The sequence below is a fragment of the Nocardioides flavescens genome (genome assembly GCF_009823805.1).
In the GTDB taxonomy this organism is placed as follows: Bacteria; Actinomycetota; Actinomycetes; order Propionibacteriales; family Nocardioidaceae; genus Nocardioides; species Nocardioides flavescens.
On the sequence record NZ_WUEK01000008.1, the window covers coordinates 1 to 11,609 of the forward strand.

General features: G+C 73.9%; 14 protein-coding genes and 1 riboswitch. Of the genes, 6 read left to right on the forward strand and 8 right to left on the reverse strand.

Going from position 1 to position 11,609, the window contains the following annotated elements; translation table 11 throughout:
* Positions 1-185 precede the first annotated feature (185 nt).
* The 3 genes from GRQ65_RS13415 to GRQ65_RS13425 form a co-directional block, all read right to left on the reverse strand.
* Positions 186-476, reverse strand: coding sequence for a hypothetical protein (locus GRQ65_RS13415; RefSeq protein WP_160878495.1), 291 nt, complete (start codon positions 474-476; stop codon positions 186-188).
* Between the two features lie 39 nt (positions 477-515).
* A riboswitch (cobalamin riboswitch) is annotated at positions 516-733 on the reverse strand.
* A gap of 30 nt (positions 734-763) precedes the next feature.
* Complete coding sequence (locus tag GRQ65_RS13420) at positions 764-1,162, reverse strand: TIGR03618 family F420-dependent PPOX class oxidoreductase (RefSeq protein WP_160878496.1); 399 nt, start codon at positions 1,160-1,162, stop codon at positions 764-766.
* Positions 1,159-1,791: a TetR family transcriptional regulator gene (locus GRQ65_RS13425; RefSeq protein ID WP_202388086.1), complete on the reverse strand. Its 633-nt coding sequence runs from the start codon at positions 1,789-1,791 to the stop codon at positions 1,159-1,161. Before GRQ65_RS13425 ends, GRQ65_RS13420 begins: the two co-directional genes overlap by 4 nt.
* A 73-nt stretch (positions 1,792-1,864) precedes the next feature.
* On the opposite strand from GRQ65_RS13425, the gene GRQ65_RS13430 reads away from it, so the two are divergent.
* The 3 genes from GRQ65_RS13430 (at position 1,865) to GRQ65_RS13440 (ending at position 4,456) form a co-directional block, all read left to right on the forward strand.
* Positions 1,865-3,052, forward strand: coding sequence for an epoxide hydrolase family protein (locus GRQ65_RS13430; protein WP_337191712.1), 1,188 nt, complete (start codon positions 1,865-1,867; stop codon positions 3,050-3,052).
* A 106-nt stretch (positions 3,053-3,158) separates the two neighbouring features.
* Positions 3,159-3,689 carry a hypothetical protein gene (locus tag GRQ65_RS13435; protein WP_160878497.1) on the forward strand — a complete coding sequence of 177 codons (531 nt, stop codon included), beginning with the start codon at positions 3,159-3,161 and terminating at the stop codon, positions 3,687-3,689.
* Complete coding sequence (locus GRQ65_RS13440) at positions 3,686-4,456, forward strand: DUF4118 domain-containing protein (protein WP_160878498.1); 771 nt, start codon at positions 3,686-3,688, stop codon at positions 4,454-4,456. Before GRQ65_RS13435 ends, GRQ65_RS13440 begins: the two co-directional genes overlap by 4 nt.
* On the opposite strand, the gene GRQ65_RS13445 is transcribed toward GRQ65_RS13440, so the two are convergent.
* Together GRQ65_RS13445 and GRQ65_RS13450 are read right to left on the reverse strand one after the other, a co-directional pair.
* Positions 4,404-6,383, reverse strand: a complete 1,980-nt coding sequence (locus GRQ65_RS13445) for a KUP/HAK/KT family potassium transporter (RefSeq protein WP_160878499.1) — start codon at positions 6,381-6,383, stop codon at positions 4,404-4,406. The genes GRQ65_RS13440 and GRQ65_RS13445 overlap by 53 nt on opposite strands.
* A 99-nt stretch (positions 6,384-6,482) precedes the next feature.
* Positions 6,483-6,656, reverse strand: coding sequence for a hypothetical protein (locus GRQ65_RS13450; RefSeq protein WP_160878500.1), 174 nt, complete (start codon positions 6,654-6,656; stop codon positions 6,483-6,485).
* A gap of 129 nt (positions 6,657-6,785) precedes the next feature.
* Here GRQ65_RS13450 and GRQ65_RS13455 point away from each other — a divergent pair, with 129 nt between their 5' ends.
* The 3 genes from GRQ65_RS13455 (at position 6,786) to GRQ65_RS13465 (ending at position 9,437) form a co-directional block, all read left to right on the forward strand.
* On the forward strand, positions 6,786-7,433 hold the full coding sequence (locus GRQ65_RS13455) for an RNA polymerase sigma factor (protein ID WP_160878501.1): 648 nt from the start codon (positions 6,786-6,788) through the stop codon (positions 7,431-7,433).
* Positions 7,430-8,440 carry a CU044_5270 family protein gene (locus GRQ65_RS13460; RefSeq protein ID WP_160878502.1) on the forward strand — a complete coding sequence of 337 codons (1,011 nt, stop codon included), beginning with the start codon at positions 7,430-7,432 and terminating at the stop codon, positions 8,438-8,440. The genes GRQ65_RS13455 and GRQ65_RS13460 overlap by 4 nt, the downstream gene beginning before the upstream one ends.
* A 196-nt stretch (positions 8,441-8,636) precedes the next feature.
* Positions 8,637-9,437, forward strand: coding sequence for a 2-keto-4-pentenoate hydratase (locus tag GRQ65_RS13465; protein WP_202388087.1), 801 nt, complete (start codon positions 8,637-8,639; stop codon positions 9,435-9,437).
* 17 nt (positions 9,438-9,454) lie between these two features.
* Here GRQ65_RS13465 and GRQ65_RS13470 read toward each other — a convergent pair whose 3' ends face one another.
* Genes GRQ65_RS13470 through GRQ65_RS13480 form a run of 3 tightly spaced genes read right to left on the reverse strand, consistent with a single transcriptional unit; the run spans position 9,455 to position 11,599 of the window.
* Positions 9,455-10,219 (reverse strand): SDR family oxidoreductase, encoded by a 765-nt coding sequence (locus GRQ65_RS13470; protein ID WP_160878503.1) that lies wholly within the window; start codon positions 10,217-10,219, stop codon positions 9,455-9,457.
* Positions 10,216-10,557: a 4Fe-4S binding protein gene (locus GRQ65_RS13475; RefSeq protein ID WP_160878504.1), complete on the reverse strand. Its 342-nt coding sequence runs from the start codon at positions 10,555-10,557 to the stop codon at positions 10,216-10,218. Before GRQ65_RS13475 ends, GRQ65_RS13470 begins: the two co-directional genes overlap by 4 nt.
* 34 nt (positions 10,558-10,591) lie before the next feature.
* Positions 10,592-11,599 (reverse strand): NAD(P)/FAD-dependent oxidoreductase, encoded by a 1,008-nt coding sequence (locus tag GRQ65_RS13480; RefSeq protein WP_337191713.1) that lies wholly within the window; start codon positions 11,597-11,599, stop codon positions 10,592-10,594.
* Between the last annotated feature and the right edge of the window lie 10 nt (positions 11,600-11,609).

Consider the following 11,609-nt stretch of genomic DNA (forward strand, 5'->3'; position numbering starts at 1 on the left):
GCGGCCACCAGCCCCGATCCGATCACCCCCACCGGGGCGATGACCAGAGACTCACAGTCTCGAAACCACTGTCTCGGTCGAGTGGTTCCAGACGGCCGTAGCCGGCCTCCTCGACCACCGGTGGTGAGGTGTCGGTGGTTGAGGAAGGACGAAGTCCTGTCTCGAAACCACCCCCACCGATGCCCTCAGCGCAACAGGTCGGTCCAGGCCGGGTCGTAGTCGGGGTGCCCGCCGTACGCCCACAGCAGCAGCCGCAGCTCCCGCGGCTCGGGGAGCCGCCCGTCGGCGAGCCCGAGAAGCTGCTCGTCGAGCACGGCCAGCATCGCGGCGGTGCTGCCGCCGCGCTCGAGCAGGGCGGCGAGCTCCTCGCGCAGCCGGTCGGTCAGGAACGCCGCCAGCTGGTCGGTCGCCGCGGTCCGTCCGGGGACGATCCGGGGAGGTCCGGACGGGTGGGTGGGGTGCCGTGCGTCGGCCATCGCGCTCATCCCTCGAGAGCTCGTCGTGGACCCGGGACGGGAGGTCCCGGGGCCGAGGCAGGTCTTCGGACTCGCGGGCGCTGACGACCGGCTGCCGTCGTTCCTCGGGGTGTCGCTTCCCAGGCTGTGGCCAGCCCAGTGCCGATGACTCCCGTCGTTCCCACTCACCGCTGCGGGGCAGTCCCCGACTCGCACGGGGTTCCCTCTTGCGACGCCCGGTCCGGTGGACCGGGCGAACCTCAGCTGGGCCAGCGTAGGTGCCGCTGCTGTGCGAGGGACCGGCGGGCTCAGCCCTGCGGCGAGTGCACCGTGTCGGCGGCGACGGTGAGCACCACGCGGTCCGAGGCGCCGCCGCCGAAGCCGGGATAGGGCCGCCCGAGGTAGCGCTGCGAGAGCGCGTCGATGTGCTCGCGGGCGCCGTCGGTGGTGGTCCCCACGACGCGGCCGCGCACGGCCCAGTACCGCGCCGGGGCCTGCGGGTCCGCGATCGCGACGGCCACGCGAGGGTCGCGGGCGACGTTGCGCGTCTTCTGGTGGGTCGTCACGGTGTTGATCACCACGTGCTCGCCGTCGGTGTCGGCCCAGGTCTCGGTGACCTGCGGCGAGCCGTCGGGCATGAGGGTGGTGACGAAGCACAGGGCGCGCTCGCGCAGCACCTCGACGAGTGCGGGGGGCAGGTCGGTCACGGGGTCTCCTCGGTCGGGCCGTAGAGCCGGTCGATGGCGGTGTCGGGGAACGGCGGCTCGGCGTGGGTCGCCGTGCGGACCCCGGCCAGGGCGGTGTGGAGGGCGCGGCGCCACAGTCGGTCGTCGCTCCCGCGGGTGGCGTCCATGACGGCGCCGACCATCAGGTGGACGAGCACCAGGTCGCCTGCGCCCGTCGTGGGTGGCAGCTGACCTGCGGCGACCGCGCGCTCGACGAGGCCCGTGACGTGCGGCGTGATCTCGCGTCGCCCGCGGGCGACGAGCTCGGAGGACTGGCCGCCTCCGCGCAGCAGCTCGCCCAGGGCCCGGTTGTCGCGCTCGAGCTCGAACTGCCGGACCATGAACCAGCACACCCCCTCCCACGCGTCGTCGTACGCCGAAGCCTCGCGCGCGAGCCCGACCACGGCGTCGATGTGCTCGGCGAACAGGGCGTCGACGAGGTCGCTGCGCTCGGGGAAGCGGCGGTAGACGGTGCCCATCCCGGTGCCGGCGGCCCGGGCTATCTGCTCGTAGGTCACCCCCAGACCCTCGCGGGCCATGAGCTCGCCCGCGTGGCTCAGCAGCAGCTGCCGGTTGCGCTCGGCGTCACGCCGCAGTGGGGTCTCGGGCACCAGTCCAGCATGACAAACGGAACGGTCACTTCCAAGTTGAATTGGTATTCCGTTTCTGGGTTACCGTCGTGCCGTGACCTTCGCCCAGGACCCCTCGACCACCTCTGCAGACGGCGCCCGCGACGTCGCCGCGCACCACGACGCCCCCACCGTCCGCCCGCACCCGATCCGCGTCGCGCCGGACCGGCTCACCGACCTTCGCCGCCGCCTGGCGGACACCCGCTGGCCCGACCGCGAGACCGCCTCGGACCAGGGCCCCGGGCTCGACCGGCTGCAGGAGCTGGTGGCGTACTGGGCCGACGGCTACGACTGGCGTCGCGCCGAATCCGTGCTGAACGCCGCCGGTTCCTCCGTGACCACGATCGACGGCGTCGACGTGCACCTGCTCCACGTGCGCTCACCCGAGCCGGGGGCACTCCCGCTGATGCTGTGCCACGGCTGGCCGGGATCGGTGCTGGAGTTCGCTCACCTGCTGGGCCCGCTGACCGACCCGGTCGCGCACGGCGGGCGCGCCGAGGACGCCTTCCACGTCGTGGTGCCCTCGATGCCCGGCTTCGGGTTCTCCGGCGCGCCGACGTCCGAGGGGTGGGGCCCGCGTCGGATCGCCGCCGCGTGGGCCGAGCTGATGCCTCGGCTCGGCTACGACCGCTGGGTCGCGCAGGGCGGTGACTGGGGCTCGGCGGTCGTCGAGGCGCTGCGCGCCTTGGCCCCTGCGGGTCTGGTCGGCACCCACGTCAACCTGCCGATGGTGTTCCCGACCCCCGAGGAGATGGCCGACGCGACCGCTGAGGAGCGGGCGATGATCGCGCGGGCCGAGCGCTACCAGACCTCGCTGGACGCCTACGCCCGCGAGATGGCCACCCGCCCGCAGACCATCGGCTACGCGCTGGCCGACTCGCCGGTCGCGCTGCTGGCCTGGATCGTCACGCTCTTCGACGACGTCTCCGACTCGGAGGTCGATCGAGACGACGTCCTCGACGACGTGATGCTCTACTGGCTGCCCAACGCCGGGGCGTCCGCGGCCCGCCTCTACTGGGAAGCCCGTCGCGAGCCGTACGCCGCCACCGGGCCGAGCCCGCTGCCGGCCGGCTTCTCGGTCTTCCCCGGTGAACAGGTCCGGGCCTCGCGCCGTTGGGTCGAGCGCCGCTACCCCACGGTGCTGCACTACGGACAGCCGCCGCGCGGCGGGCACTTCGCAGCGCTCGAGGAGCCCGAGCTGCTCACCGGTGAGCTGCGTACGACGTTCCGCGCCCTGCGCTGAGCTCGCCGGCGCGCACGGCAGGGGTCCGTCAGTATCTCCTCGCCGGCCGTCAGGGTTGCGTCAAGACCGGCCCCGGCCGCTGTACGCCGGGAGCAGGCTCGGAGGCGTGCAGATCACCGCCGACCTCGACCACCTGCTCCGTGAGACCGCGAGCGCGTTCCGCGACGTGCTCCACGCCGTCCTCGACGACGACCTCGGCCGGGCCCGGAGCGTCCTCGCCGCCTCCGCCGTGCGCCGCGACCTGGCGCGGGCGGCGACCGACGAGCTCCGTGCGCGACCGTTCGTCCCCGCACCCCAGCTCTGCGCCCAGCTCCAGTTCGTCGCCGACGTCTCGCGGGTGGGCGACCTGGTCGACGACCTGGCGCGGCAGGTGGTCCGGGCCGACGACGCCGTCGAGCTCACCCCGGCGCGGCGGATGGAGGTCGCGGTGCTCCTCGACGCCGGCGGCCGCCGCCTCCAGCAGCTGCTCGCTGGTCCGGCCGGGCCCGTGATGGACCCGGCCTACCGCGGCTGCGGCGCGGCGCTGTTCGAGGTCGCCGACCACGGCGGGCGCGACGCCTCGAGCGTGGTCGAGACCTGCGGCGTCCTGGCCGCGGTGCTGCTGCAGGCCTCGCGGCACGCCTCGAGGGCCGCATGAGCCCCGCGACGGCGCGCTCCGCGCTGCTCGCGGCCGGGCTGCTCGCACCTCCCGCGGTCAGCGGCCTGCTCTCGCTGGCCCGCGACCAGGTCAGCGCGGTCAACGCCGTGCTGGTGATGGTCGTGCTCGTCGTCGCCGTGGCGGCCGGCGGTTCGAGGGTGGCGGGCGTGGTCGCGGCCCTGTCGGCGGCGGCGTGGTTCGACTTCTTCTGGCTGCCGCCGTTCCGGACGTTCACCATCGCGCAGCGCGACGACGTCGAGACGGCCGTGCTGCTCATGCTCGTCGGGCTCGCGCTGACCGAGATCGTGCTCTGGGGGCGGCGACGCCAGGCCGACGCGAGTCGTCGCGAGGGCTACCTGAGCGGCGTGGTCCGCGCCGCGACGACGGTCGCGCGCGGCGAGGCGACGTCCGGTGCGACGCTGACCTCCGTCTCGCAGCAGATCGCCGACGTGCTCGGGGTCGAGCGCTGCCGCTACGTCGAGGGTCCGCCGCGCGCCGGCGCGCAGCTCGACCAGGACGGCGAGGTGCGCCGGGCCGGCCGCGTGCTCGACGTCCGCCGCGCCGGCCTGCCGGTCGACGACGTGACCGTCATCCCCGTGGTGCGGGCGGGCGAGGTGGTCGGCCGCTTCGAGCTCACCTCGGCCTCGCACGCGGTGTGGCCCACCCTCGAGCAGCGGCTCGTGGCCGTGACCCTGGCCGACCTCGCCGCGCCCGTCACACCTCCAGCACCGAGCCGACGAGCAGCGTCCGGTCCCGGGGGAGGTTGAAGTAGTCGGCGGCGTCGGAGGCGATGCCGGCGGTCGCCACGAAGAGCCGCTTGCGCCACTGCGGCATGCCCGGGGAGTCGCCGACCTTGAGCTCGATGGTCGAGACGAAGTACGACGTCTCCTCCGGGTCGATCGACAGCTCGTCGCTGACCCGGCGGGCCTGCCGCAGCGCGTCGGGCACGTCGGGGCTCTCGGCGTAGCCGTAGCGCGCGGTGACGTGCACGATGCCGTCGTCGGTCCAGCCGAGGGCGTCGACCTCGATCCGCTGGTCGTCGGGCGCGACGGGCACCGGCAGCGTCTCGATCGTGAGGACCACGACGTGCTCGTGCAGCACGTGGTTGTGCTCGACGTTGGTGCGCATCGCCAGCGGTGTCGTCTCCTTGTCGCGGTTGAGGTAGACGGCCGTGCCGGGGATGCGGACGGTGTGCTCGCTCTCGTGCACCTCGTCGACGAAGTCTCGCAGCGACCCCTCGACCGCGTTGCGCTTCTCGGTGACGCGCTCGCGGCCCCGACGCCAGGTCATCAGGGTGAGGAACACCAGCAGCGCGATGGTCAGCGGCAGCCACGCGCCGTGGGCGAGCTTGGTCATGTTGGCGGCGAGCAGCAGCAGCTCGAGCGAGCTGAAGACCACCACGGCGGCGAGCACCACCGGCAGCGGCAGGTGCCAGTGGGTGCGGGCGTACCACGCGAGCAGCACCGTCCCGATGTTGATGGTGGCGACGACAGCCATCCCGAACGCGTAGGCCAGCGCCGACGAGCTCTGGTAGGTCACGACCAGCACGAGCACCGCGACCATGAGCACCCAGTTGATCCACGGCACGTAGATCTGCCCGGCCTCGCTGGTCGAGGTGTGCAGGATGCGCAGCCGGGGCAGGTAGCCGAGCTGCACCGCCTGGCGCGAGACCGAGAAGGCTCCGGTGATGACGGCCTGAGAGGCGATCACGGTCGCGGCGGTCGCGAGGACGACGAGCGGGATGAGCAGCGGGTCGGGCACCATCAGGAAGAACGGCGCCCGCGCGTTGCGGGGGTCGTCGAGGATGAGCGCGGCCTGCCCGAGGTAGCTCAGCGTGCAGGCCGGGAACACGATCACCAGCCACGCCCGCGCGATCGGCGGACGCCCGAAGTGACCGAGGTCGGCGTACAACGCCTCGGCGCCGGTGATGGCCAGCACGACGGCCGCGAGGGAGAAGAAGGCCTCGCCGAAGTCGCCGAACAGGAACTCGACGGCGTACGTCGGGGAGAGGGCGCGCAGCGCGCTGGGGTCGTGGCTGAGGCCGTAGATCCCGCACAGGCCGATGCTGAGGAACCACAGCAGCATGACCGGACCGAACAGCCGCCCGACCTTGGCCGTGCCCACGCGCTGACCCAGGAAGAGCAGCACGATGATCACGACGGTGATCGGCACGACGAACGTCGCGAACCCGGGCTGCACCAGCTCGAGTCCCTCGACGGCCGAGAGCACCGAGATCGCCGGGGTGATCATGCTGTCGCCGAAGAACAGCGAGGCGCCGAAGAGCCCCAGCGCGGTCAGCGCGATCTTGGTGCGGGCCGACCCGGGGGCGCCGTCGCGGGTCAGCAGCGTGGTGAGCGACAGGATGCCGCCCTCGCCGTCGTTGTCGGCGCGCAGCACGATCAGGACGTACTTGATCGTCACCACGATCATCGCGGTCCAGAAGATCAGCGACGCGACCCCGAAGACCGCCGGGTCGCGCACCGCCACCGGGTGCGGGTCGCTCGGGTCGAAGACGGTCTGGATCGTGTAGATCGGGCTCGTCCCGATGTCGCCGAACACGATGCCGAGCGCACCGAGGGTGAGGGCGGCCCGGGCGGGGCTGGCGGACCGCTGCGGGCTCGCGTCCGCGGCCGGCTCCGGGGTCGGCTCGGGGGAGGGGTCGGCAGGAGCCGGAGCCCCCGGGGTCGTCGTCACGTCGCGAACCTAGACGTCAGTCCCGGCCGGACGGAGCATGCGGCGCACTCCCTGACGGAACCTTGATGCTCTGCCAGCTGGACCGCAGGGCGGGGCCGCTCACCCCTGGGAGATCCCGTTCTCCTCGATCCGACCGGCCTCGGCGGCGAGACCCTCGCCGTCGGCCTCGGCGTCGAGCTGCTCGTCGATCTCGGCCATCTCGCGCTGCTGGTCGTCGAGGTCCTCGCGCTGCTCGCCCTGTCCGGACTGCTGCTCGTCGTGACCCTGGCTCATCGCTGCCTCCTCGTCGCCGGGCAGGTCCCGGCTCGTGGTCGGTACCCGACCGGCCGCCGAGCACGGGGTCCGGCGAGACTGGGTCGCGCCGGACACGCAACGCACCCGCAGGAGCGGACAGTCACCACCATGAGGTCCGACCAGCACGACGAGCCGGGGCGAGCCCGGGAGTGGCGCGAGCGCCTGCGGGCCGGAGACGTCGAGGCCTTCACCGAGCTGTTCCGTGCCTACGCCGACCAGGTCCACCGGCTGGCCGCGTCCCTGTGCGCCGACGCAGCGCTCGCCGAGGACGTGACCGGCGAGACGTTCCTGACCGCGTGGCGGCGCCGCGACACCCTGCACACCGGTGACGAGTCGCTCGGACCCTGGCTGATGGGCATCGCCGCGCGCCAGTCGCTCAACGCCACGCGGGGCCGCCGGCGTCAGCTCTCCTTCGTCTCCCGCCACGGTCACCGGCTCCTCGCGGACACGCCGGACATCGCTGACGACGTCACGGCGCGGCTCGACGGGGCGGCGCGCCTGGACCGCACCCAGCGGGCCGTCGCCCACCTGCGCCCGCGCGAGCTCGAGGTCCTCGCCCTCTGCGTGTGGTCCGGGCTCACGCCCCAGGAGGCGGCCCGGGCGCTGGGGGTGAGCGCGGGGACGGTGCGCTCGCGCCTCTTCCGGGCGCGTGCCCGGCTGCGCGAGCTGACCGACCCCGCCGAACCCGCGCACGGCCCACCGCCCCGGCCGCGCCCCGTCCTGAACGCCCGCCCCGCCCTCGAGGAGCCCCGATGAACGACCCTGTGCTCGACGACCAGCTGCTGTCCGAGCTCCGCACCCTCGCCCTGCGGCCCGACCCCGCGCCGCTCGCGCCGGTGGACCGGGCGCGGCTCGAGGCCGCCGTGGTGGAGGCGGTGGTGGGGGCGGCCGGGCCGCGGCGTTCCTGGCGCGACGTCGCCCCCGCGGCGCTCGTCGCCGCCTGCCTCCTCGCGGTGCTCGGCCTCGTCGCGGTCCCGTTCGTCACCTCCCGACCCGACACCCGCCCCGCGGCGCTCCCGGTCCGGGCGGAGCCTGCGGCAGCCCGGGCCCTCCAGGGGCTGGCGACGGTCGCCCTCGCGTCGACGACCCCACGGGTCGGGGCCGACGACTTCGTCTACGTGCGCAGCACGGTGATCTCCAACGAGGGCGCCTACGGCGAGGGGGTCGAGCTCGGCGCACCGCACGAGCGCGAGATCTGGCTGTCGCAGCAGGAGCGCCCCGCCGCGTCCGGCCTGATCCGCGAGTTCGGCCAGGACTGGCCGCTGTCGGGCGCCGGCCGGGCATCGGCCCCGGGACCCGACCGCCCGACGTACGCGTGGATCGACGACCTGCCGACCGACCCCGACCGGATCGTCGCCGAGCTGGAGAGCCGGCAGCCGTTCGGGTCGGAGCAGAGCCCCGAGCAGTACGCCTTCGACCGGATCGGCGACATCGTCACCGAGAACCTCGTGCCCCCCGAGCTCGCGAGCGCGCTCTTCGAGGCGGTCACCCGGCTCGACGGCGTACGCCTGATCGACGACGTGCAGGACGCGATCGGCCGTCGCGGGTTCGGCATCGCCCGCACCGACGAGCGGTTCGGCACGACCACCGTCTGGGTGTTCGAGCCCGGCTCGGCCGTGCCGCTCGGGGTGCGGTGGTACCTCCCCGGCCCGTCCTCCGACCCTCAGGCGATGACGCTCTTCGGCGCCACCGCGATACAGGAGCGGGGCGTCGCGAGCGAGCTCGGCGTCGCACCGGGTGAGTCGGCCGACGCACTCACCTGAGCGCGGGGCGGCGTCCGAGCCGAGTTCCCCAGGTGCGGACGACGATGACCGCGACGGTCGCCGGGGGCCGCCCGTCACACCGTGGTCCCGCGGGGCCCGGCGGTCCGGTCACCGGACCTGCATCCAGGCCGCCGTCGTCGTCTGCGGCCTAGGTTGGCCGCGTCCTGCTGCCCCGACCTCGTCCAGGAGCGTCCCGATGACCACCCCCGCAGCCCCCTCCATGACCGCCGTCGCCGAGGCCGTCGCGCGGCTGCGCGCCGCCGCGGCCGACCGGCGTCCCTGTGAGCCCGTCCGCGACCTGATCGGACGCACCGACGTCGCGGCGGCGTACGCCGTCCAGCGCGAGCTCGTTGCCGGCCGCGTCGCGGCAGGTGCCCGGGTCGTCGGGCGCAAGATCGGTCTCACGGCCGAGGCGGTGCAGCGCCAGCTCGGCGTGGACCGTCCCGACTTCGGGGTGCTGCTCGACGACATGGAGGTCGCCGACGGCGCCACCGTGCCCGCCGGGCGGCTGCTGCAGCCCAAGGTCGAGGCGGAGGTCGCCTTCGTCCTCGCGGACGACCTCGACGTGGACGACATCGACGCGGCCCGCGCCGCGCAGGCCGTCGAGAGCGCGGTCGCTTCGCTCGAGATCGTCGACAGCCGGATCCGCGACTGGGACATCAGCTTCGGCGACACGGTCGCCGACAACGCCTCGAGCGGTTTGTTCGTGCTCGGCGCGCATCGCGTCGCCCGCGGCGACATCGCGCCCGCCGATGTCGAGATGTCGATGAGCGTCAACGGCGAGGTGGCCTCGACCGGCACCGGCCGTGCGTGCATGGGCGACCCGTACCTCGCCCTCGCCTGGCTGGCGCGCACGGCGCGTGAGCTCGGCGACCCGCTGCGCGCTGGTCAGGTCGTGCTCTCCGGAGCCCTGGGACCCATGGTCGCGGTGTCCTCCGGCGACGTCGTCACCGCTGAGATCAGCGGCCTCGGCGCGGTGAGCGTCACCTTCGCCTGACGGGCGAGCGCCGGACGCTACTGCGCGGTGTAGCCGCCGTCGACGTGCAGGACCGTCCCGGTGGTCCAGCCGGCCTCGGGATCGAGGAGGGGCAGGACCGCGTGCGCGACGTCGGACGGGGTGCCCCAGCGACCGAGCGGGACCTGGCGGCTGAACGCCTCCTCGACGGCCGGGTCGGCGCCCACGCCGTGCTGGTCCTGGTTCATCGGGGTGCGCGTCGGGCCGGGTGCGACGCAGTTGGCCGTGACGCCGGTCCCCGCGACCTCGAGGGCGAGGCTGCGGGTCAGCGCGGCGACCGCACCCTTCGTGGCGGCGTACGCACCGCGCTCGCGGGCACCGACGGTGCCGAGCACGGAGCCGATCGTGACGATGCGCCCGAGGCTGCGGTGGAGCATCCCGGGCAGCACGGCCTGGACGGCGAGCCACGTGCCGACGACGTTGACCTCGAAGGCCGCGCGCAGCTCGTCGGCCGCCAGGTCGACCACGCTCCCGCGCGCCAGTCGCCCGGCTGCCGTCACGAGGCCGGTGAGCGGCCCGAGCTCCGACTCCGCGAGCCGTACGGCGCGCGCGAGCGCCGCGGTGTCGACGGTGTCGCCGGCGACGGCGCGTGCGAGGTCGGGCGCGGCCAGGGCCTCGAGCGCGTCGTCGCACCGGGCCGGGTCGCGGCCCAGCACGACGACGGGACGACCGGCCCGGACGAGCGCGGTGGCGATGCCCAGGCCGATGCCGCTGGTGCCGCCGGTGACCAGGACCGGCCCGTCGGCCGGCGGCTGCGAGGTCACGCCGACCAGTCGGCGACCATGGTGGTGTCGACGCCCACGTCGCCGACCTTCTGCGCACCGCCGGGGTCGCCGAGCGGTGCGTCGCGACCGGGCAGAGGAGCGTCGAAGAAGGCACGCGAGTCCTCCATGAACGTCGCGAGGTCGGGGTCCTTGCGGGCCTTGCGGTCGACGAAGATCGCGTCGACGGGACACTCGACCTCGCAGGCGCCGCAGTCGATGCACTCGTTGCTGTTGATGTAGCTCTTGCGGTCGCCGACGTAGATGCAGTCGACGGGACAGACCTCGATGCACGAGCGGTCGATCTCGTCGATGCAGTTGGCTCCGATGACGTAGGTCACGAGACCTCCAAGTGAGTGGTGGGGACGGACGGGCTCACGCGGCGCCGTCGGTGGAGTGACCCGGGAAGAGGGTCAGGTCGGGGTCGAGGTCGACGGCCACGTGGTTGACCGCGGTGGCGACCTCGCCGAAGCCGACCGACATGAGCTTGACCTTGGCCGGGTGGTCGGTGAGGTCGCCCGCGGCGTAGACCCGCGGCAGGCTGGTGCGACCGGCGCGGTCGACGGCGACCGACCGGCCGGACAGCTCGACGCCCCACTCGCGGAGCGGACCGAGGTCGCTGATGAAGCCGAGCGCGGCGATGACGTGGTCGGCGGCGACCACGACCTGCTCGCCCGCCTTGGTCTCGAGCACGACCTTCTCGAGGCGGCCGGAGGCCAGGTCGCCCTCGAGGGCGACGACCTCCGTGTCGGTGTGGACGGTCGTGGCGCCGTTGCGCACCCGCTCCAGGGTCGCCGCGTGACCGCGGAACGCCGCCCGGCGGTGCACCAGCGTCACGGAGCGGGCGATGGTGCCGAGAGCGTCGGCCCAGTCGAGGGCGCTGTCCCCGCCGCCGACGACGACGACGTCCTGCCCGACGTGGACGGTCGGGTCGACCACGAAGTAGGACAGCGCGCTGCCGAGCCACTCCTCGCCCGTCGGCAGCGGGCGAGGGGTCGGCGTGCCGATGCCCGCGGTCAGCACGACCGCACGAGCCCGCACGACGGTGCCGTCGCTGAGGGTGACGACCGGCTCGCCGTCCTCGTGCACCAGCGAGACCGCTTGGCGGCCCAGGAGGTACGTCGGGTCGAAGGCACCGGCCTGCTCCACGAGGTTGGCGACGAAGTCGCGCCCCCGGATCGAGGGGAGTGCCGCGACGTCGCGGATCTCCTTCTCCGGGTAGAGCGCCATCACCTGTCCACCGGCCTGCGGGAGCACGTCGACGACGACCGTCGACAGTCCTCGGAAGCCCGCGTAGTAGGCGCCGTACAGGCCGGTGGGGCCGGCGCCGACGATGAGCACGTCGGTCTCGAGAGTCGGGGGCGTCGGGGTCGTGGTGGCCACGGTGGCTCCT

What these genes read in the sequence shown, in the direction of transcription:
- GRQ65_RS13415 (WP_160878495.1), bottom strand. Translation starts at nt 476, where the DNA reads ATGGCCGACGCACGGCACCCCACCCACCCGTCCGGACCTCCCCGGATC.
- GRQ65_RS13440 (WP_160878498.1), top strand. Translation starts at nt 3,686, where the DNA reads ATGAGCCCCGCGACGGCGCGCTCCGCGCTGCTCGCGGCCGGGCTGCTC.
- GRQ65_RS13450 (WP_160878500.1), bottom strand. Translation starts at nt 6,656, where the DNA reads ATGAGCCAGGGTCACGACGAGCAGCAGTCCGGACAGGGCGAGCAGCGC.
- GRQ65_RS13455 (WP_160878501.1), top strand. Translation starts at nt 6,786, where the DNA reads ATGAGGTCCGACCAGCACGACGAGCCGGGGCGAGCCCGGGAGTGGCGC.
- GRQ65_RS13460 (WP_160878502.1), top strand. Translation starts at nt 7,430, where the DNA reads ATGAACGACCCTGTGCTCGACGACCAGCTGCTGTCCGAGCTCCGCACC.
- GRQ65_RS13465 (WP_202388087.1), top strand. Translation starts at nt 8,637, where the DNA reads ATGACCACCCCCGCAGCCCCCTCCATGACCGCCGTCGCCGAGGCCGTC.